The sequence below is a fragment of the Isoptericola sp. BMS4 genome (assembly GCF_011634835.1).
Lineage (GTDB): Bacteria > Actinomycetota > Actinomycetes > Actinomycetales > Cellulomonadaceae > Isoptericola.
In genome coordinates, this window is record NZ_SIRP01000001.1 from 3122517 (window position 1) to 3142561 (window position 20045).

At 66.8% G+C, this 20045-nt stretch carries 19 protein-coding genes and 1 pseudogene; 3 read left to right on the top strand and 17 right to left on the bottom strand.

The features are described from left to right. Positions 1 to 37 precede the first annotated feature (37 nt). Complete coding sequence (locus EYB28_RS14155; RefSeq protein ID WP_166849088.1) at positions 38 to 976, top strand: phosphoglycerate dehydrogenase; 939 nt, start codon at positions 38 to 40, stop codon at positions 974 to 976. A gap of 102 nt (positions 977 to 1078) precedes the next feature. On the opposite strand, the pseudogene EYB28_RS14160 reads toward EYB28_RS14155, so the two are convergent. Beyond that, positions 1079 to 1237 (bottom strand): annotated as a pseudogene (locus EYB28_RS14160) (zinc finger domain-containing protein); the annotation flags it as partial. Positions 1238 to 1563: 326 nt separating this feature from the next. On the opposite strand from EYB28_RS14160, the gene EYB28_RS14165 reads away from it, so the two are divergent. Then, positions 1564 to 1845: a hypothetical protein gene (locus tag EYB28_RS14165; protein WP_166849091.1), complete on the top strand. Its 282-nt coding sequence runs from the start codon at positions 1564 to 1566 to the stop codon at positions 1843 to 1845. Between the two features lie 46 nt (positions 1846 to 1891). Then, the gene (locus EYB28_RS14170; RefSeq protein ID WP_166849094.1) at positions 1892 to 2113 is read left to right on the top strand and encodes a helix-turn-helix domain-containing protein; all 222 of its coding nucleotides are present in this window, start codon (positions 1892 to 1894) and stop codon (positions 2111 to 2113) included. A 262-nt stretch (positions 2114 to 2375) separates the two neighbouring features. Here EYB28_RS14170 and EYB28_RS14175 read toward each other — a convergent pair whose 3' ends face one another. The 16 genes from EYB28_RS14175 to rsmD all read right to left on the bottom strand — a co-directional run bounded on the left by EYB28_RS14175 (position 2376) and on the right by rsmD (position 20034). Further along, positions 2376 to 3059, bottom strand: a complete 684-nt coding sequence (locus EYB28_RS14175) for a hypothetical protein (RefSeq protein WP_166849097.1) — start codon at positions 3057 to 3059, stop codon at positions 2376 to 2378. Between the two features lie 60 nt (positions 3060 to 3119). Further along, positions 3120 to 6854, bottom strand: coding sequence for a hypothetical protein (locus EYB28_RS14180; protein ID WP_166849100.1), 3735 nt, complete (start codon positions 6852 to 6854; stop codon positions 3120 to 3122). Then, on the bottom strand, positions 6851 to 7072 hold the full coding sequence (locus tag EYB28_RS14185) for a helix-turn-helix domain-containing protein (RefSeq protein ID WP_166849103.1): 222 nt from the start codon (positions 7070 to 7072) through the stop codon (positions 6851 to 6853). Before EYB28_RS14185 ends, EYB28_RS14180 begins: the two co-directional genes overlap by 4 nt. Beyond that, a complete protein-coding gene (locus EYB28_RS14190; RefSeq protein ID WP_166849106.1) occupies positions 7069 to 10185 on the bottom strand; it encodes a type I restriction endonuclease subunit R in 3117 nt (1038 codons plus the stop codon). Before EYB28_RS14190 ends, EYB28_RS14185 begins: the two co-directional genes overlap by 4 nt. Beyond that, positions 10182 to 11390 (bottom strand): hypothetical protein, encoded by a 1209-nt coding sequence (locus EYB28_RS14195; protein WP_166849109.1) that lies wholly within the window; start codon positions 11388 to 11390, stop codon positions 10182 to 10184. The genes EYB28_RS14190 and EYB28_RS14195 overlap by 4 nt, the downstream gene beginning before the upstream one ends. After that, positions 11383 to 13332, bottom strand: a complete 1950-nt coding sequence (locus EYB28_RS14200) for a class I SAM-dependent DNA methyltransferase (protein ID WP_166849114.1) — start codon at positions 13330 to 13332, stop codon at positions 11383 to 11385. The genes EYB28_RS14195 and EYB28_RS14200 overlap by 8 nt, the downstream gene beginning before the upstream one ends. A 456-nt stretch (positions 13333 to 13788) precedes the next feature. Then, entirely contained in the window at positions 13789 to 14769 is a 981-nt protein-coding gene (locus tag EYB28_RS14210) for a caspase family protein (protein WP_166849120.1), read from the bottom strand. Positions 14770 to 14780: 11 nt separating this feature from the next. Further along, entirely contained in the window at positions 14781 to 15152 is a 372-nt protein-coding gene (locus tag EYB28_RS14215) for a TIR domain-containing protein (RefSeq protein WP_166849123.1), read from the bottom strand. Between the two features lie 215 nt (positions 15153 to 15367). After that, positions 15368 to 15502: an ATP-binding protein gene (locus EYB28_RS20545; protein ID WP_304599262.1), complete on the bottom strand. Its 135-nt coding sequence runs from the start codon at positions 15500 to 15502 to the stop codon at positions 15368 to 15370. A gap of 212 nt (positions 15503 to 15714) precedes the next feature. Beyond that, positions 15715 to 16614: a bifunctional DNA-formamidopyrimidine glycosylase/DNA-(apurinic or apyrimidinic site) lyase gene (gene mutM / locus EYB28_RS14225; protein ID WP_166849126.1), complete on the bottom strand. Its 900-nt coding sequence runs from the start codon at positions 16612 to 16614 to the stop codon at positions 15715 to 15717. Next, the gene (gene rnc / locus EYB28_RS14230) at positions 16607 to 17344 is read right to left on the bottom strand and encodes a ribonuclease III (RefSeq protein ID WP_166849129.1); all 738 of its coding nucleotides are present in this window, start codon (positions 17342 to 17344) and stop codon (positions 16607 to 16609) included. The genes mutM and rnc overlap by 8 nt, the downstream gene beginning before the upstream one ends. A gap of 1 nt (position 17345) precedes the next feature. Further along, positions 17346 to 17540 carry a 50S ribosomal protein L32 gene (gene rpmF, locus EYB28_RS14235; RefSeq protein ID WP_166849132.1) on the bottom strand — a complete coding sequence of 65 codons (195 nt, stop codon included), beginning with the start codon at positions 17538 to 17540 and terminating at the stop codon, positions 17346 to 17348. A gap of 2 nt (positions 17541 to 17542) precedes the next feature. After that, on the bottom strand, positions 17543 to 18094 hold the full coding sequence (locus tag EYB28_RS14240) for a DUF177 domain-containing protein (protein WP_205710926.1): 552 nt from the start codon (positions 18092 to 18094) through the stop codon (positions 17543 to 17545). 184 nt (positions 18095 to 18278) lie between these two features. Continuing rightward, a complete protein-coding gene (locus tag EYB28_RS14245; RefSeq protein ID WP_166849134.1) occupies positions 18279 to 18860 on the bottom strand; it encodes an ATP synthase F0 subunit B in 582 nt (193 codons plus the stop codon). An 11-nt stretch (positions 18861 to 18871) separates the two neighbouring features. Further along, positions 18872 to 19369, bottom strand: coding sequence for a pantetheine-phosphate adenylyltransferase (coaD, locus tag EYB28_RS14250; RefSeq protein ID WP_166849136.1), 498 nt, complete (start codon positions 19367 to 19369; stop codon positions 18872 to 18874). 74 nt (positions 19370 to 19443) lie between these two features. Next, positions 19444 to 20034 (bottom strand): 16S rRNA (guanine(966)-N(2))-methyltransferase RsmD, encoded by a 591-nt coding sequence (gene rsmD / locus EYB28_RS14255; protein ID WP_166849139.1) that lies wholly within the window; start codon positions 20032 to 20034, stop codon positions 19444 to 19446. Positions 20035 to 20045: the final 11 nt, after the last annotated feature.

Here is a 20045-nt window from a genome sequence, read left to right on the forward strand (position 1 = left end):
GGCGCGTCGCGGGCGCCGTCGGGTAACGTCGCCGGGCGTGAAGATTCTCGTGCCCGGCAACGTGCCCTTCGACATGACGGTCGACGTCCCCGGGGTGGAGGTGGCGCACTACGTGATGCGCGACCCCGTCCCGGAGGAGCACGCCGACGCCGAGATGCTCGTGACGTGGTCGAGCCCGCAGCGGGTCCTGGAGGACGCCGCCCGCCGGATGACGCGGCTGCGCTGGGTGCAGACGCTCAACGCGGGCCCCGACCAGGCGCTCGCAGCCGGGTTCGCGCCGGACGTCGTGATCTCGTCCGGCCGGTCCCTGCACGACGCGACCGTCGCCGAGCACACGCTGGCGCTCGTGCTCGCCACCGTGCGACGCCTCGACCGCACCCTCGCCGCCCAGCGGGACCACGTCTGGGACCGCGACCTCGGGCGCGAGCAGGCCCGCGACGAGGCGCGGTTCACCCTGCACGGCGCGCGCGTCACGGTGTGGGGCTTCGGGTCGATCGCGGCGGTCCTGGCGCCGATGCTGGCGGCGCTCGGCGCGCGGGTGACCGGGGTGGCGTCGTCGGCGGGCGAGCGGTACGGGTTCCCCGTGGTCGCGTCGGTCGACGAGGTGCTGCCCACCACCGACCTGCTGATCTCCCTGCTGCCCGCCACCGACGCCACGTACCACGCGGCGGGCGCCCGCGTGCTGGGCCTCCTGCCCGACCACGCCCGGTTCGTCAACGCCGGGCGCGGCGCGACGGTCGACGAGGACGCGCTCGTCGCGGCGCTGCGCGACGGCACCCTCGCCGGCGCCGCGCTCGACGTCACCGAGACCGAGCCGCTGCCCACAGACTCCCCGCTGTGGGACGCCCCGCACCTGATCCTCACCCCGCACGTCGCCGGCGGGCGCCCGCAGGACGCGGCGGCGTTCGTCACGGAGCAGCTGCGTGCCTGGCTGGCCGACGGGCCGTCCGGGCTGCGCAACGTCGTCGCGCGCTGAGGCCGCCCGCGACCTCCCCGGGTCGGCACGTCGTCCCCGGGTCGGCAGACATGTGTGCCGACCCGGGGACGGAGTGCCGACCTGACGGCGGGGACGCCGCAGCTACCAGCGCCCGTGGCGCGGGCGCGGCTGGCAGCGCGGGCAGCTGAAGGAGGAGCGGTTCATGAACTCGTCGCGGCGCACGGGGGTGCCGCACCGCGGGCACGGCTCGCCCGCGCGGCCGTAGACGGCGAGGCCACGGGCGAAGTAGCCTCCCTTCCCAAGATTGACGCATTGACCCTTCGAGAGCCGATCGAGGGAACATCTTCCCAGGTCAGAAGCTGTTTCCAACAGTATCCTTAGCCAGCGACCGGGGCCCAGATCGGGCCGAGCGCATCGAGTCTCGGACTTGACTGTATGCAGGGCCCGTCGAGGGGCGCACCGGTGTATCGACTCCGGTTGCACACTCGTTGCCTACGCTGTCGATCCACTGCCCCTGGATCGCCTTCGACGGGCCCCCGGTCACGTATGTGATCCAGGAACACCTTGCGGATGTCAGCATTCTGTTCGTCTGACAGCGGCACGGCGGCTTCCCGGATCCTCCGAACGTGCTCCTCGTGGGCGGTCCAACCGAAGGCATCATTCAGGTCGCCGACGCGGATCAGCGTCTTGAACACGCGACGTCCGTCGCTGCCGACCACCTTCTCGGTGCGCGAAGGAAGGTCCCCCTGCCACATGCGCCGCCGGATCGCCTGAACGCTGCAGCGGTGACGCGCCGCCGCGGCGGCGACATCGATCAGTTCGTCTTCGGGCCTCATGTCTGCTCCAGTTCTCTCAGGTGCCCGGAGCAGGACTCGATCACGGTCGCGCCCTCGGGCACGCAGGTGTGACTGATAGTCCGTGGACTCATCGTCATCGTATCGAAAACGTTGACGTATGAGTGTTCTGGCGCATCGCATCGCGTTCGGCGAGCGCCTTCGCGATCTGCGGCAGGAGCGCGGCTGGGCCTCTCAGGAGGCCTTCGCGCATCACGTCGAGCTCGACCGCACCTACATCAGCGGGCTGGAACGCGGACGCCGCAACCCAACCCTGGACGTCATCGTGAAGCTCGCACACGGGCTCGACGTGACGCCCTCTGAACTCCTCGCCACCCTGTAGTACTACAGCCGTAGATCGCGACCGTGACCTGCGGTGATGTGTCTACGGAATCGCGCGGTGCGGGCTTTGGTCAGGATGAATTGCAGCAGCTCCTCGACTGCGCCAGACCCCACAAGGAGCGCGTCGTGCGCGCTCACGTCGATCGCACTCGGCTGTGACTATCGCTCCACTTGCGCCGCAGCTCCTCGCGGGCTTCGTCCGGTGTGGCCTCGCCGGCCAGGACGCGGCAGACGCTGTACACGGCCCTGGTCGGCCAGGGCAGCTACGTCACGGACGACGAGCGAGAGACCCGAGAGCGCGATCGTCGGATCTCGACGACAGGGGGCGTGGTCCCAACCGTCGACGCACGGCGAGGGTCCGCGGGGTCGCCGAAGATGAAGCGCGCGGGGCGGCCCACACGGATTGGAGCGTTGACGAGCCCCAAGAGAGGGCGCGTCTCGCCGTTGCGACGGAGCGGGTGCGTCCCGTCCGGATACGAGTGCCCCGTGTCCACCGACAACGGGATGACCACCCGCTCGTCGCCGTCCAACAGCAGCTGATAGTGGTCACCTGATTCGGTCGAGAGCACCCAGGAGCCACCCTCGTCGACGTCGAGCCGGTCGCGGGTCTCGAGCTCTCTGCGGATCGGCATGTCCGGGTCGCTCTGGCCGCCGCCCCACTTCCGGTGCAGCTCCTCCCGTGCATCCTCCGGCGACGTCTCGCCGGTCAGGACGCGGCGGGAACGGTCCATGGCCTCCCCGCGCGGCTCCTCACATTCGAGCCGGTGACCGGCGCGGATCAGGGCCAGCTCGTCCTCGATGCCAGCGTCGTCGGGTGAATTGGTCGTCCTGACATCGCCTGCGCCACGCACGGCTTTCAACCGCTCAACTTCTGTCGCGTACGCGGGGTCGGTCTCCCGGCGCTCGCGGACGAACTCGTCGTGGTTCTTCAGGTCCGTCAGCTTCATGATGAGCACTCCTCGATCTGGCTGAGCGTATCAACAGTAAACGACCTGAGAGCAGTCAGGCTAAACAAGAACCCTCACGGTCTTACGGCGCTTGACGCCATTCTTGACGATCTCAATGCGCTCAGCCTTCTCGAGGTGCTTGAACACCGTCTCGGCGGACGACGCACTGTTGACAGCGGCGGCATAGTCAAACGTTGCATCAGGCCCAGCCGTGAGCTGGTTGTACGGTTCCCCCAGGGAAGCGAGGATGCTCACGACATCGTCGTCGGAGAGGCCCTTGGCCAGCACCAGCTGGCGCATGACGGATTCCGCTGACTTCGTGACGCGTGCGATTCTCCGGATCTCATCCGAGGGCAGTTTGATCCGGTTCTTGTTGGCGAAACAACAGGCCGCACGTAGCGAATGTTCATCGTCATCGGGAACGTACTCCGAGAGCTTGCCCACGACGGTCTTCTTCAGGCCGTCGTCGATCGAATCGCCCTCAAGGAACTCGGCAACGAAGCCCTCGACGATCTCAGGCTCGATGAACCTATCGACGCCCTTCGATACCTTGAACGCCTCGGACATGGCGTTCCACCCACCAGGCGCGAAGTGGGCGAAGGTCTCGAAGTCGTCGTCGAAGAGCCCTGCTTCGAGTCCATGGGCGAGAAGCTGATCCTTGCTGGGCTCAACCGGTGTGAGATCGAAGCCTTCCTCAGGGACAACCTGGCTGGCCAGAGCCACACGGGTACGTGCAGGCAGATGGGCCGAGGCGTTCAGAACCTTGATCGCGAGCTTCGCACGCTCGTCGTCGCCGACCTCCTCGACCTCCAACAGCTCGACCGGTCCGGAGTCGTCCGCCGAGGTGAGGAACGACGAGAGCGGTTGGTCGATGTCGTGCACAGCCTCGTACGACGCAACGTTGGCTGTCGAGCACCTCACATGGTTTGCGTCGACGAGGAACGGCCACATCGTCTTAGGCACGTCGTTGAGCGACGAGACCTTCAGCGTCTCTGCGCCGCCGTCGATCACACTGTGCAGCTGCTCTTCCGTCCAGGCCTCCCCCTGCTCGTTCAGTACATCGACGAGCACCTGCTCGGACTGGACAAGACAGCTGCTTGCATCGTCCGCCTGCATGGCTACCAGGTAGTCCGCAATCCGCGCCTTGCAGTGCTCCCACACCTTCGGGTTCTTCCGGACCTCGTCGAGCGTCGGTACTTCGTCGATCCCGAGCGCCAGCTTCAGATTCGACACGCTGATGTCGTACATCCGAGCCCCGACGATGCGGTCTCGGAGCGGTTCGCTCAGAGCAGCCAGGTTGGGAACGACCAGATCAACAACCTTAAGCACCTCGAACAATCGCTCCGTCGTGTCATCGGCCTGGGGCCGCTTCACGGCGGTCAAGTGCGCATGGGATGACCTGATCAGCTCGGACGCGTGCTCTCCGAAGTCGTAGGAGTCTGCGTGCTGCGCGCCGAGCAGCGCGGCATCGAACAGGCCGATACGAGTCTCTTCGTCGGGCAGCTCTGTATGAGCGGCCAGGTACTCGAAGACGTTCGCCCATGGGTGTCGCGCCAGCATCTCAACGAGACGCTCTGCGGCCACACCGGGCGTGTTCAGGAAAGCACTGAGGAACTCCCGTACCTGGTCGCTCTTCTGGTGGGCGACGATGAACGCGATCAGCCTCTCGGCGTCAGCACGCCGCTCGCGGAGAAGGAAGTCAGCCACCTCGATATTCAATGCGCTCACTGTGTTCGTGAAGTCGTCCGGGACCTGTGCCATCAGGTTGTTCAGAGCGTTCTTCGACGTGAAGTGATAGTCGAGATACATCTCGCTAGGCTGGACGCTGTGGTTGTAGAAGTGAGCGACGTCAACACCGGTGAACTTGCCGTAGAAAATCGCTGAGTACTCCGCGAAGTTTCGGGTGATGAATCCCTTCCGAACCAGATCACGTGCGAGCTCAGAGCAAATATTTCCTTCGATCAACTGATCGAACGGAATCCTGTCGCTCGGAACGCGTTCGTATCGAGCAAGGTCGGCGAAATCAGCACCACGAAGCATCGAGACGTCGTCATCATATTGAGCCATGACACCAGCGAATTCCTCAGGCGTCGGATCTACCCAGTGTTCTGCGTGCCTCAATTCTGGGAAGAGCCTGTCAATTCGGGCCGCATCAACTGACGTCCTCTGATTGTTTGGGTACCGGAGACTGAATGCGCAGGTTTCAGCGACCAGCGCCCAGAACTCCACGTCTTTAGTCTCGCCGAGCGTGAATGTTTGGTCGCCGACCAAGATGACAACCTGGTTGTCGTTGTACACACTCACGAACATGTTCTTCATGTCCTTCAACCGCTCACCAAGCACTGCCGCAGTCTTGTGCCGGAGATTGCGTGTCTCCTCGACCCGGTTTCTGGCCCGACGTCGCGACTGCAGGTATTCGATCAGCGCGCGGACCTCGTCTCGGTGGAGCCGTTCGAGTTCGTCGAGAGTGCTGGTTCGCTGGGCGATCTTCTCGAAGTCCGCCATGTGGAAGTTCTTGTACACCACCAACGCGAACAAGTGATCGGCAGTCATTGCCGGTGCGGGAGTCTTGGTCCAAAGCAGGCGCTCGACGAACACTGCGAACTCGTTGCAGATGTTGATCATCAAGCGCATGTCCGTCGTGTGCTTTGCGACGAGGTCCACCAGTGGACGCGAAACGAAGTCGTCGGGAAAACCCAATTCCTTCAGCGCTTCGGCAAGATGGTCACGCGCGTTCCGGTGCGAGAGGAAGGGAACGATCGGGATGACCAGTTCAAAGAACTTGGTGCGGTTGGCCCGCCGCACGGCCTCGGCCGCGAGGTCAGGCTTCGACTCGACGGCCCTCGCGGTGGCGTCGGCCCTCTTCTCGTCGTCCGCTTCTCCGGTCGGCGTCCCGTCAACTTTGGGCGCTTCCTTCGCGCCGAGCTGCTCGAACAGGCTGTCTTTGATGGCGTAGATGAACCGCAGAGGCCGATCCTTGTTCGCCCACTGGGCCGAGGCGTTCACGAGGGTGTTGAGCTCACGGAGGGAGTCGAAGATTTGCGGGTCGTCGAAGCGATCCAGGTCTTCGAAGATCACGAACTCAGGATTGGCCTTGTCAAAGAATGCGACGATCTCGTCGAGGAAGCTGTCGAAGTAGGTGCTTGGGCTCTCGTCCAGTGCGATCTTGGTTCCAGCAGTCGCTACCTCGGAGACAATCCGATCCCCGACCAGCCATCGGAGCGACCACACAACTCCCACCATGAGCACGAAGAACACGAGGATGAGACCGACCTGCGTGGGCACGCTCGCCTGGGCTCCTGGCCAGTCAGCGGGAGGCTGCACGCCGAGCAACCACAGGAGAACAAGCGTCGCACTCGAGACACCGAGCGCCTGCCACAGCGCGCGCCACTTGGTGAGCGGGTTTCGGCGTGCAACTCTGGAACCGCGGAGCCGTCCAGGCTTCAGCCGGTAGACGAGTTGCTTGACGAGCTCTTTCTGGATCCGATTGGTGAGGTCCTCGTCGTCATCGTCGGGCCCGAGCGTACTGATGCTGATCCGAACCGTCTTCGACTTGTGATTCTCTTCGAACTGGTCAAGAACGCTGGACTTGCCGACGCCGTACCTGCCGGTCAGCGCGATGTTCCGGTTCCTCTTCTCCTGGACGGCCTCCTCGAGGTGCCGCACGTAGAGGTCGTGGTGATCCCCCTTGAAATCAGGGGCAAGAGTTCGGAGTTCGATCTTCTTCGAGGCGTCCGAGTCCTTCACCCCGGTCTCCGCCCCCTCGTCAGGTTCCTCATCACTCTGCTTCGTCATTCTGCGTCCGTCTGCTGGTCCTTCAGCTCGAGCCTCAGGCCGAGCGCCTTAGCGATGCTGGCGATGGTCGACGTCGTCACGTCGTTGTTCGCCTCGACGCGCGCGATCGTGGGGCGGGACACCCCGGCCTTCTCGCCGAGCTCCGTCTGAGACCACCCCTTCTTCTTGCGTGCGTCGCGGATGACGTCGCCGAAACCAGCCTGCTCTGCCTCGTTCATCGCTCCAGCGCTCCCGCGTCGCTCGGCGGATCCTGCTCCCCATGGACCTGAGCATGAAGAGCATCTGCTGCGATGTCGGCGATCTGATCGACGAACGCGGGATCGGTCATGTACGACTGGATCTCCTTCGACTCCTGCACGGTCTTGAACACGGCGAGGCCGACGGCGTTGCTGAAGCCGTCGGAGGCCTTCAGCTGCGCGACGGTATTGCTCTTCGCCATCGCCACGGCCTCCTCGTTCTCGTCGAGGAAGCCCCAGAGCGTCGTGATGAAGCCCGAGACGCTCTCCGGGCGCACGTCGACGCCCTTGGCCTGGAACATCTCGTTGACCTTGTCGATGGCCTCGTCCAGCGGGCCGCGCGGCGGGGTCGTGGATGAGCCGTGCTCGCCGTCGAACCCCGGGAGCTCGAGGCCGTCGTCGCTGCCGGCGCTGAGCGAGTGGTCCTCCTCGATGGCCGACGGCACCAGCTGGACGCCGGTGAGCTGCACGCCCTCGAGGTAGCTGAGGTCGTAGCCGCCGTCGTCGAGATGGAGGTTGCGGTCCAGCAGCGTCGTGAGGATCGCGCGGCGGTGCAGCTCGGGATCCTGGTAGTCGACGATCTGGCTGAGGAACTGCCAGGCGCTGCGGTAGGCGTGGACGTCCGCGCGGAAGCTCTTCAGCGCCTCGAGTCGGTCCTTGTCCTTGGCGAGGACCGCTCGACGGCGCTGCCCCGTCCAGCGGTTCTTGATCGGCGACAGAGCCCTGGCGATCGTCTCACCGCCTGCCTCGGTGAGGTAGGCATCAGCGATGGCATCCATGTCGCTCTGGGTGTAGAGATCGGCGGAGTCCAGCCGCTCGCCGATCGTGTACAGCGCGTTGGGATCGACGTCGCCGGTGACGTGGGCGTCGGAGTAGTAGAGCTTGAAGTCCTCCTGGATACTCGCCGGCGTGTTCTTGAAGTCGACGACCATCGGGGCGCTCTTGCCCGGGTAGATGCGGTTCAGCCTGGACAGGGTCTGGACCGTCGCGATCCCCGAGAGCTTCTTGTCGACGTACATCGCCATCAGGCGCGGCTCGTCAAAGCCGGTCTGGAACTTGTTCGCGACGATGAGGACCCGGAAGATGCCCTCCTCACGGAAGGCCCTGGCGGCATCACTCCTGTCGTTCTCCGAGACCTCGGTGACAGACCGACCGGCCTCGTCGGTGAGCGCGCCGGAGAACGCCACCAGCGTGCTCATGTCCGTGTAGCCCTGCGCCTCGATGTAGGCGTTCATCTTCCGCGACCAGCCGAGCGCCTCCTGTCGCGTGGACGTGACGACCATGGCGCGTGCCTCGCCGTCGAGCATGTCCATGACGTTGCGCCGGAAGTGCTCGACGACGACCCGCACCTTCTGCGCGATCGCGGTCGAGTGCAGCTGGGCATAGCGGACGATGGCGGTGACGGCCTCGCCGGTGTTGACCTGGATCTCGGCGTCGGCGTCCTTGAGCGAGTTCTTCACCCGGAGGAACATGTCGTAGGTCGAGTAGTTCGACAGCACATCGAGGATGAAGCCCTCCTCGATCGCCTGCGCCATCGTGTACGTGTCGAAGGCCTCCCAGCGGCCGTCGCGCTCGGTGCCGAACAGACGCAGCGTCTTCGCCTTCGGCGTCGCCGTGAGCGCGACGAAGGTGATGTTGCTCGACGCGGCGATGGCGGAGTCCTTGGCGGCCAGAAGGTCCTCGGCGCTGATGTCCTCGTCCGGATCCACCTCGACGTCGACGAGGAGCTCCTTGAGCTTCTTGGACGCGGTCCCGGACTGCGAGGAGTGTGCCTCGTCGGCGACCACGGCCCAGCGCCGGCCGTGCAGCTCCTGGCTGTCCTCGATGAGCTTCATGACCTCGGGGAAGGTCTGCAGGGTGCAGGTGATGATGTGATCGCCCTCGAGCAGCGCCTTCTTCAGCTGCGGCGACTTCGCCCCGGACTTCTCGCCCACCGCGACGACGAGCCCCTTGCTCGACTGGACGAGGTTCATGTCGTCGCGGATGTTCTCGTCGAGCACCGTGCGGTCGGTGACGACGATGACGGAGTCGAAGGTCGACTTCGAGTCCTGGTCCATGTGGCGGATCAGACGATGGCTGAGCCACGCGATCGTCTTCGTCTTGCCCGAACCTGCCGAGTGCCAGATCAGGTAGCGCTGACCCGGGCCACGGGCCTCGATGTCGGCCACGACACGCTCCACGGCGCGCAGCTGGTGGAAGCGCGGGAAGATCAGTCGGCCGTCGTCCTTCTTGCCCGACTTCCCCGGCTCGAACAGCGCGAAGTCCTTGAGGATGCGCATGAACGTCGGCCGCGCGAGGATCTCACGCCACAGGTAGTCGGTCGACGAACCGGTGGACGAGGGCGGGTTGCCCTCGTGGCCGTCGTCGCCCCGGTTGAACGGCAGGAACACCGTATCCTCGCCCTGCAGCTTCGTCGCCATGTACACGAGGTCGTTGGACACGGCGAAGTGGACCAGAGCACGGCCCGGCGCGAGCAGCGGCCTCGAACGGCCGGGCTTGCGGTCCTCCTTGTACTGCCGGATGGCGTCGTTGATCGACTGCGTGTTGTCGGTCTTCAGCTCGAGCGTGGCCACCGGGAGACCGTTGGCCGTCAGCACGACATCGATCGACTCGTTCGTCCTCGTGTCGAAGCGCACCTGCCGCAGGACGCGCAGACGGACCGCGTCCGCCGCCTCCAGGACCTCTGCCAGGTTCGGATTCGCCGGCGGGAACTCCATCATCGCCCCGAACCTCGCCGCCGGACGGCCGATCTGCGCGTAGGTGAAGCCCTTGCGCAGCGCCCCGAGCAGCCCGCCCACCGGGTGCCCCGTGGTCGGGTCCATCCTCGTGGCCTTCGCGAGCTCCTTCGTGATGTGCTGGAGCAGCTTGCGCTCCGCGTCGACCCGCTCGTCGCCGACGAGGTCCCCGGGGACGGCCTTCTCGTACTCCTCGGGGTACTGAGACGCCAGCCAGTACAGCGCATCGCCGGGCACCATCGCGAGGCCCACGTCCCAGCCGATCGGCTTGCCCTCATCCTCGTACAGCCAGCCGCGCCCGGCCAGCTCCGCGCAGAGGTTCTCCTCGAACTCGCGCTCCATCAGCTGGGCGTTGCTCATGCGACTTCCTTCTTGCCGGTGACGACATCGGTGATAAGCGCCGCGCGACGCTCGAGGAGCAGGGACTTGAGATCAGCGACCTTCGCCAGCATGGCGTCGATCCTGCCGGTGACCTCGTCGAGGTGATCAACAGTTGCGCGTTGGATATCGAGACTGACTACTGGAATGCGCTGTTGTCCCAATTTTGATCGAGAAATGCGCTGGCGAGTCGAACCGCCTTGAAGACTCTCGATTAGAGTTCGGAATCGACCGCTGTTGAGAACATATTCGAGGTAGGCTGGGATCATCTTTTCCCGATCGGCGCGCACCACAGCAACATCGACTACCGTGATCGTGCGACCGAGTCCGGTTGGCAGAACACACGCTCGGCCAATTGGGTCCGGCATACGAGCGATGAGCACGTCACCAGGGACGACCTCTCTGCATGCAAGGCGGTCGAATGCTTCCTGGTTCACGCGACGGTCGGATTTATCAAGGAACTTCCCAACGCCAATGTCCGCAAGCTGAAGTAGCCGAATATCGCCGTTCGGATCCTGATCCTTGCTCTCGACCCAGTCTCCGTCGAAGAAGTTCTCGGAGTTTGATGCAAACGCAAGCGGAACTGTCGAACCGTTGAAATGCTTGTCGACTGCCTCCATCACGACCGACTCGCGCCGAGCATTGAGTTCCCCTGCAAGCTCGTCCATCTTGCCCAGCATCGCGTCGATCTCGCCGGTTTCGCGGTCGAGGTAGTCGGCGATGGTGACCTGCTTCCTGGGCTCCGCATTAAAGAGTCGATGCTCCTGTACGAAACGCGGCGCGATGCGGCGAAGGTTGCCCACACCTTGAAGAGAATGTGCGCCTTCGTCGAGGAACGGCAGGCTCTGAGCGACGTAGCAGAGGTAGCGTGCGTCGACTCCCGGGCGTGGTCGAACGACATGTACCTCAGTTGTTGCGAGCCCGATCGTCGTGGGGATGTCCGCAACAATCGACCGACCGGCTTCGAACGTCGGAGTGATCTTCGGGATGAGAACGTCACCGCGCCTGAACGGGGTGTAGCTCAGCTTCTTGGACCACGCGATCGTGCGGGAAAAGTCTGCCCGCCCACCGGGCCACACAGCTTCCAGCGGCATGAACGTCAGCTTCGCCCCCTCGTTGAGGGTCTGGAGCTCAGGCGTCGCCGGATTGACCTCACCGTGCTTCCACAGCGGCGCAGTCTCACGCATCCCGATGCACCGCCTCGAACATCTCGCCGAGCTCGCTCATCAGCCTGGCGACGTCGGCGTCGATCTCCTCGAGTGGCCGCGGCTCCTCGGGTACGTAGAAGAGCCTGGTGAACGGGATCTCGTTGCCCTCCTTGGCCTTCGAGACGTCCCAGGTGGCCCCCTCGGCGAAGGGCAGCACCTCACGCTCCATGTGCTCGTCGAGGTGTTCACTCCTCGGCACGCGCTCGGTGATCTTCCAGCCGTCGAGGAGCACCGGATTGCCCTTGCGGTCGACGGCGAGCGGCGCGTCGTCGTCCTGGACACCCATGGCCGAGGCGACCGCGTCGACAAGCCCGATCGGTGCCTTCAGCCCCTTCGTCTTGCAGCGCTGCTGGAAGGCGGCAGGCAGGCTGTTCCACACAAAGCCGTCGAGGCCGCGCATGATCTCCGCATGGTCCTCGACGAACGCTTTGTGCTCGCGCACGGCGTCGACCGCGTCTTCGGAGAACACCGCGGCGAGGCGCGCCTGCTTGTAGACAGGCACGTCGCGGAACATGAAGTCCTCCTTCACCATGACGCGCGAGATCGCCGAGTCGGCGTACTCGAACGCCTGATACGCCTTCAGCACCGTGTCGCGATTCGTGGGGCTCATCTCGCGGCGCTTGTCGCCCATGCCCTTGCGCATGGGCTCCCACTGGTTGGTGGCATCGATGAGCTGGATCCTCCCGACGCGCTCGGGATCCTTGTCGGCGTCGAGGATCCAGACGTAGGTCGCGATGCCGGTGCCGTAGAACATCTGCGTCGGCAGGGCGATGATGGCGTCGATGAGGTCCTCGTCGAACAGCCACTGGCGGATGGCGTTGGGGCCCTTGTCGCTGCTGAACAGCGGCGAGGCGTTCGAGACGACGGCGGCGCGGCCGCCCTGGCTGTTCTTGCCGGCCGGGCTGAGCTTCGAGGCGCAGTGCGCGAGGAAGAGCATCTGGCCGTCGCTCTTGGACGGCAGGCCGTGGCTGAAGCGGGAACCCTGGGTCTTCGCCTGCTCCTTGACCGACGAGTACTGGACCTCCCAGTCCATGCCGAACGGCGGGTTGGACAGCACATAGTCGAAGGTCTGGTCCGCGTACTCGTCGTGCAGCAGCGTGTCGCCGTGCTTGATGGCGTCGGGGCGGCCGCCCTGGATCAGCAGGTCGGCTTTGCCGAGCGCGAACGCTGAGGACATGAGCTCCTGGCCGTAGAGCGTGACGTCGATCTTCTCGTTCGTGCGTCGCAGCGCCTCCTGCGCGATCAGCAGCATGCCGCCCGAGCCGGCCGTCGGGTCGTAGATCGAGCGGGCCGTGCTGTCGCCGGCCAGTGTGTCGTCGTCGTCCGCGATGAGGACGTCGACCATGAGCTTGATCGCATCGCGCGGTGTGTAGAAGTTGCCGGCGGCCTTGCCCTTCTTGTTGAACGCCCGGTACATGACGTCCTCGAAGACGTCGCCCATGCTGGTGTCGCTGAGGCTGCCGGGGCTCAGGTCAAGCGTGGAGAAGTGCTTGACGACGGCGTGCAGGCGATTGGCGTCGGCGAGCACCTTCGCGCGCCGGGCGAAGTCGAAGGACACCCAGATGTCGGCGATGTTGTTCGAGAAGCCGTCGACGTAGCTCTTGAGGGACTTGTCCACGTTGTCGTCGACGGAGGCGATCGTGGCCAAGTCGAGCTTCGAGACGTTGTAGAAGCTGAGCCCGAATTTGTCCTTGACGGCGATGTCGATCAGGTGGTCCGGCATGCCGCCGAGCGAGTCGACGAACGCGGTGACCTCGGCCTTGGTGTCCGCGAGCATGCACTCCAGCCGACGAAGAACGGTGAACGGCAGGATGTAGTCGCCGTAGTCCTCCTCGTCGACGACGTTGCGGAGGTACTTGTCTGCCGTGTCCCAGACGATCCTCGCGGTCGTCGTGCTACGTGCGCCGGTCTGCTCTGCCATGCTCACCCGTCCCTGGTCGATCGATGCCCGTTCAATGTATCACGAACGTTACATCGGGTGGTGGACCACGGAGCAGATTGAGGCGTCTAGGGTGAGAAAGTTCATCCCGCGGTCGTTGTGCGGGGCGGGACAGCGCCGACTCCATCACCGGACCGCGCAGATCAGGAGTGAGGCCGCGTCACCTCAGCAGATCGAGGATGGTGGGCAAGTACTTGCGCACCTGCTCCCGGTCGCTCTCCTGCTCCTCGTCGGACAGCTCGTCGTACGGCGTCGACATCTGGGTCTCCCAACGCTGGGCGAGCTCAGCGGGCACCACAAGAGCCCCGTCCTCCCTCCGCTCGCACTGGTCGTGGACGTACCGCTGCCAATGCGCCCATCGTTCATGCTCGATCGCAGCGAGCCGGTCGACTGCCCGCGCACTCTCTAGCACCTCACGGATCTCGTCGTGGGAACGCATCAGATCAGGTCCTGCTTCACAAGAGACCAGTAGTGCTGGCCGAGCGCTGTCAGTTCGCAAGACTTCGATTCCATCGCCGCGTGCCACATGTGCGGGGCGTCGACCGGGCGGACGAGGTTCACCTTCACCAGCGCCTGCAGCACGGCAAAGTCGGCATTCTTCGCGGGATCTGGAACCGGAGTCGAGTCCGGCTCGCGACCGGAGCGCTCAGGCTCGTAGGCGGGATCAAGCTGGAGCTCCGTCGTGGGCTGCTCGAACAACGTCGTGAGCTTCCGCAGATCCTCCAACTCAATCGGAGCGTCCGCCGTCCGGAGCGAGACGAACTTCTTCACGTTCGTCTTGAAGACAGGCCGCTGTGCCCACGGTCCGAGCGACTGGTCGATGTGCGCATAGACGCTGCCGGGCGTCACCTCGCCGACAAGGTTGCTGGCCGCGCCATTCAGTGCGTCCACGAGCAAGCGGGTGAAGACGCCCGATCCACCGCTCTCCATGGCGTACTGATCCGCCGTGGACGCCGTGAGGAGCGTGACGCCCTCCTTGATCTCAGCGATGTTCTTCCCTGCCGGGTTGTCCCCTGCCACGCCACCGTGGCAGCTGTCGAGGATGATCACCTTGTTCTTCGCAGGAGAACGATTGGCGAACGCCATGACCTCCGACAGCGACAGCCCGTCGTGCCCGTCGGCGCTATCGCTCGCGCACAAGTACCCACCGACCCCGTCGATGTAACCGTGCCCCGCGAAGTAGAACAGCGAGACATCCGCGTCGTCCTTGAACAGCTCTTCGACAGCCCCGCGCAGATCCGCGCGGGTCACAGTGGCGTGCGGACCGGTACCGACCAGCACCCGCGGCTGCGCGAAGTTGAGAGTGCCGTCAGCATGGCGGTCGAGCACGTTCTTGACGCTGTACGCGTCGCTCACAGCACCGCTGAGGGAGCCGATCCTGTCGTAGTGGTCGATACCGACGACGAGGGCCTTGCGCATCGCGGTGCCCTTCAGAGGGAGTCGATGAAGCCGGAGATGTTGGCATCGCTCCACGGCACGGTCCGGACCCCCGCGAGAAAGGTGCGGTCATCGGAGTACGCCCAGATCCCGAGGAGCGGCTTTCCCTCGTCCTTCGCACACTGGATCTCCCACTTCTGGCCCTCGGAGTCCAGCGAGCTGCTGCTGACGAGGGCGATCACTCCGTGGGAGCGCCGGATGCGCGTGCGGACCCTGTCCTTCCAGCCGGAGTCGTACGGCTCCTTTACTGACATGTCGATGAACTCGTACGGCGCGCGAGGGCCGAGCGACTGCCCCTTCAGGAAATCCCTCTGTCGCTCGTCCTCCATCGCGAACGCGACGAATACAACCTTGTTCTCAGCCATGCCTGGCTCTCCTCATCGGCTCGAGCTGCGACGCCGGGGGGTCGCATCTGTGCTCGTCATCACGCTATCGAGCACCACTGACATTCGACGCCGATGGTACGGCGCGGCACGGATCAGACCCATGACCACGCCACAGATGTGACCGAGGACCTTGGGCCTCGCGCTGTCGCCTCCCGCCGGCAGCCTTCGGCTCGGACGCTCACACATGACTTCGTTTAAGGGTGTATGTCCGGCGGCCCCGATATCAGCATGTGGTGCCCGCCGGCCGCCGCGACGAGGAGCGCGTCGACGGCCTCGCGCTGGCCGACGACGGTCGGGGCAACCGACGATTCCCGCGACCCTGCCGCGATCCGCGGACAACGCGATGGGGTTCGACATGATCTCCATCGCGTCGGGCACTATCCACCTCGCTTCGCCGTCGCGCATCCCGACCCCTCCATCGTTCAACATGTCAACGTCAACGGGACGAGGAGTCGAACAGGACTCCGCCGAGGTCTCGAACGCGACCTTCTCCCCGCCAACGGAGCGTCGCACGCTCGACAGCCGCAACGACCGAGTCGACCTAGCGTTTTCGCTGGCAGACCGGGCAAAAGTAGCTCGAGCGGTTCATGAACCGTTCGCGTACGATGGACGTGCCGCAACGTTTGCAAGGACGGCCATCCCGCCCATATGAGACAAGGCTCCGGGCAAAAAATCCGGACTCGCCGTTGACGTTGACGTACAGGGCGTCGAAGCTCGTGCCGCCCTGTGTGAGCGCCTCGGACATGACCTCGGAGGCGGCATCGAGCACGCGGCGCACGACCGGACGCGTCATGGTGTCCGTCGCGCGGGCGTAGTGCACACGGGCGCGCCACAGCGCCTCGTCGGCGTAGATGTTCCCGATGCCGGAGGCGATCGTCTGGTCGAGCAGCGCCCGCTTGATCCCGGTGCGGCGCCGCCGGACGGTCGCGACCGCCGCGTCGGCGTCGAAGGCGGGGTCGAGCGGGTCGCGGCCGACGTGCGCCACCGGCTCGGGCACGGCGGCGAGATCGCTGCCGCGGCCTCCCGGAGCGCCGTCGGGCGTGGGGACCAGGTCCACGACGGACAGGTGGCCGAACGTGCGCTGGTCGACGAAGTCGAGGAAGCGCGCGCCGGACGGGCTGTCGTCGAGGTGCAGCCGGGCCCGCAGGTGCGGGTGCGCCCACTCCCCCGCCACGGCCGGGTCGCGCACCAGGAGCTGGCCCGACATCCCGAGGTGCGCGAGCAGGGCGGCGTCCTCGCCCACGGGCAGCCACAGGTACTTGCCGCGGCGGGCGGCGGCGGTCAGCCGCCGGCCGCGCAGCTGGTCGGCGAAGCCCGCCGGGCCGCCCTCGTGCCGCCGTACCGAGTAGTCGCGGAACACCTCGACGTCGCGCACGACGGCGCCCACCACGAGGCGGTCCAGCCCGTCACGGACGGTCTCGACCTCGGGGAGCTCAGGCACCCGCGCCCTCGGCCCGCGCCGGCACCGCCGGGAGGTCCTTCAGCGCGCGGTAGGCCTGCTCGGCCGCGGCCTGCTCGGCGTGCTTCTTCGCCGTGCCGGAGCCCAGGCCGAGCACCGGGCCCGCCGAGACCTGCGCATGGAAGACCCGGGCGTGCTCCGGGCCCTCGCCCGTCACCTCGTAGACGGGTGCGGCGAACCCGCGCTCGGCGACGACCTCCTGCAGGGACGTCTTCCAGTCGAGGCCCGCGCCGAGGTCGGCCGCGTGCTCCAGCGTCGTGTCCACGAGGCGGTGCACCAGCTCGCGCGCCGGCTCCAGGCCGTGCGACAGGTACGTGGCCCCGATGAGCGCCTCCACGGTGTCCGACAGGATCGAGTCCTTGTCGAAGCCGCGGGTGCGCATCTCGCCCTTGCCGAGCAGCACGTAGCCGCCCAGGTCGAGGCGCCGCGCGACGGCGGCCAACGCACGCTGCGACACGGTCGCGGCGCGCATCTTCGCCAGCTCGCCCTCGGGCAGGTCGGGGTGGCGCCGGTAGAGCGCCTCCGTCACGACCAGGCCGAGCACGGTGTCCCCGAGGAACTCGAGCCGCTCGTTGGTGGGGATGCCCCCGGCCTCGTGCGCGAACGACCGGTGCGTCAGCGCGAGGACGAGAAGCTCGGGGTCCAGATGGACCCCGAGCTTCTCGAGAAGAGCGGCCGGCTCCGGACGTTCCCGGGTGCCGTTCGCAGGCATGTCAGCCCGCGTGCTCGGTGCGCAGCGCCTCGGCGTACTGGCGGCCCTTGTAGGTGCCGCAGGTGGGGCACGCCGCGTGGGACAGCTTCTGCCCCTTGCAGCTGGGGCACGTGGTGAGGGTCGCCGCGGTGGTCTTCCACTGCGAGCGACGCGCACGGGTGTTGCTGCGCGACATCTTGCGCTTGGGAACAGCCACGGTCAGCTCTCTTTCGTCTCGTCGGACACGCTCGACTGCTCGAGCATGGTCTGCAGCGCCGACCAACGGGGGTCGACGACGTCGTGATGGTGCTCGGGGTCGTCCTCGAGCCGTGCACCGCACTCGGAGCACAGGCCGGGGCAGTCCTCGCGGCACAGCGGTTGAAATGGTAGTGCAGTGACGAGCGAATCCCGAACCGCGGGCTCGATGTCGGCCTGGTCGTCGACCAGCACCGACTCCTCCTCCGCGTCCTCGTCGCCCGACTCCTCGGCCGCCTCGACCCGCTCGGGGTAGGCGAACAGCTCCTGCACCCGGACGGTCACCTGCTCGGTCACCTCGTCGAGGCACCGGACGCACTCGCCGACCGCCGTGCCGCGCACGACGCCCGTCACGAGCACGCCCTCCATGACCGCCTCCAGGCGCAGGCCCAGCGTGAGGTCGCCGCCCTCGGGGATGCCGATGACCGCCGTGCCGAGGTCCGCCGGGGCCGGCACGACGCGCGAGACCTCGGACATCGTGCCGGGACGCCGCGAGAGCTCGTGCGTGTCGAGCACGAGCGGCGAGCGCTTCTCGGTACTGATGGCAGACTCCAATGACGGGCGCGTTCAGGGGTGGGAGATCAGGTGGACGGCCCGAAGCGGACCAGCGGCTCAGTCTACGACATCACCCGGGCGCCGTGCACCGGGCCCTGGCGTGACCCACCTCTCAGGCAGGGACGCCGTCGGCGCCGGGCAGTGGTCAGGCCGGGCTCTCCTGCGGCCAGTCCGGGTCGCGCACCGCGTCCCAGCGGACGCGCGGCGCGGCGCCCTGCTCCAGCCGTCCCGCGAGCTTCTCCCGACCCGCGGCCACCTGCGCGCCGAGCGCGTCCAGGTCGTGCTGGAAGTCCGCCAGCCGCCGGTCGCAGTACTCGTCCGCGTCGGTGCGCAGCGCGGCAGCCCGGCGCTCGGCGTCGGCCACGATCTCCGCGGCCCGGGACTCCGCCTGCACCACCACCTGCTCGGTCTGCACCAGCTCGATGGCCCGCGCCCGGGCGGTGGCGACGATCTCCTCCGCCTTGCGGTGCGCCGTGGCGAGGGTGCTCTCCGCGGCGGCGAGCACCTCGTCCGCGCGCGCCACCTGCGTGGGCAGGGCGTCGCGCAGCTCGTCCACCAGGCCGAGCGCCTGCTCCCGGTCGATCTTGACATTGGTCGACAGCGGACCCGACCTCGCGTTCTCGACGAGTGCCGCCAGGTCGTCGAGGATCTCCAGCAGCCCGGCGGTCGGGTTCTCCCCCGCCGGCGTGCCCTGCCCGTCCCCTGTCGTCGCGGTCGTGTCGTCCATGCTCTGCTCCTTCACCGTGCCAGTGCTGCGTGCACCGCGTCCGCGACGCCGGCCGGGACCAGGTCGTCGATCGGCCCGCCGAACCGTGCCACGTCCTTGACCAGCGACGACGCGACGTGGGCGTACCCCGGGTCGCCGGGGACGAAGACGGTCTCGACCCCCGTCGCCCCTCCTGTCAGGTGCCGGTTCATCAGTGCCATCGGCAGCTCGGCGTCGAAGTCCGCCCCGCCCCGCAGCCCCTTCACGACCGCGACGGCGCCGACGTCGCGGCAGAAGTCCACGAGCAGCCCGGGGACCTCGGCCACGCGGACGTCGGCCGTCTCCGGGTCGGCGTCCAGGGCGGCGCGGACGAGGTCCACGCGGCGTTCCGGCGGCAGCAAGGCGTTCTTGGCGGCGTTGCGGGCGACCCCGACCACCACGTCGTCGAACATGCGGCGCGCGCGGCGCACGACGTCGAGGTGACCGAGGGTGATCGGGTCGAAGGACCCGGGGCAGACGGCGGTGCTCACGTCGCCGACGGTACCCGGCCCGGCGGCGATACGTCCGAGGCGCCCCGGGGACGGCCGCAACCGCGCCGCCGCGCTCAGGGCCGGCCCGCGGGCTCCGCGAAGTGCACCGCCGTGCCGCCGTACGTCTTGGTCGCGATGGGAGCGAGCCCCGTGGGCCAGGCGGGCTCGCCGCTGCGGGTCGCCCGCTCGACGGCGATCACGGCGTCGCGCGCGAGGACGCCCGGGGTCGCGAGGTCGGCCAGGATCCGGTCCAGGGTGGCGCCGGGCAGGTCGTAGGGCGGGTCGAGCAGCACCAGGTCGAAGGGTCCGGCGAGCGTGCCGGCCTCCGCCTCGGCCGCGAGCCGCCCGGTGCACCGCTCCGCGGGCTCCGCCAGCACCCGTACGGTCCGCCCGAGCCCCAGGTCCGCCACGTTGCGGCGCGCCACGTCGGCGGCCCGGCGGGCGGCGTCGACGAGCACGACCTCGGCCGCGCCGCGGCTGGCGGCCTCGATGCCCAGCGCCCCGGACCCGGCGAACAGGTCCAGCACGCGCGCGCCGTCCACGACGCCGTAGTGTTCGAGGCGGGAGAACACCGCCTCGCGCACCCGCTCGCTCGTGGGCCGGGTGCCCGACGGCGGCACGGCGATGCCGCGGCCGCCGACCGACCCGGCGACGATCCTGGTCATGGCTCAGCCCT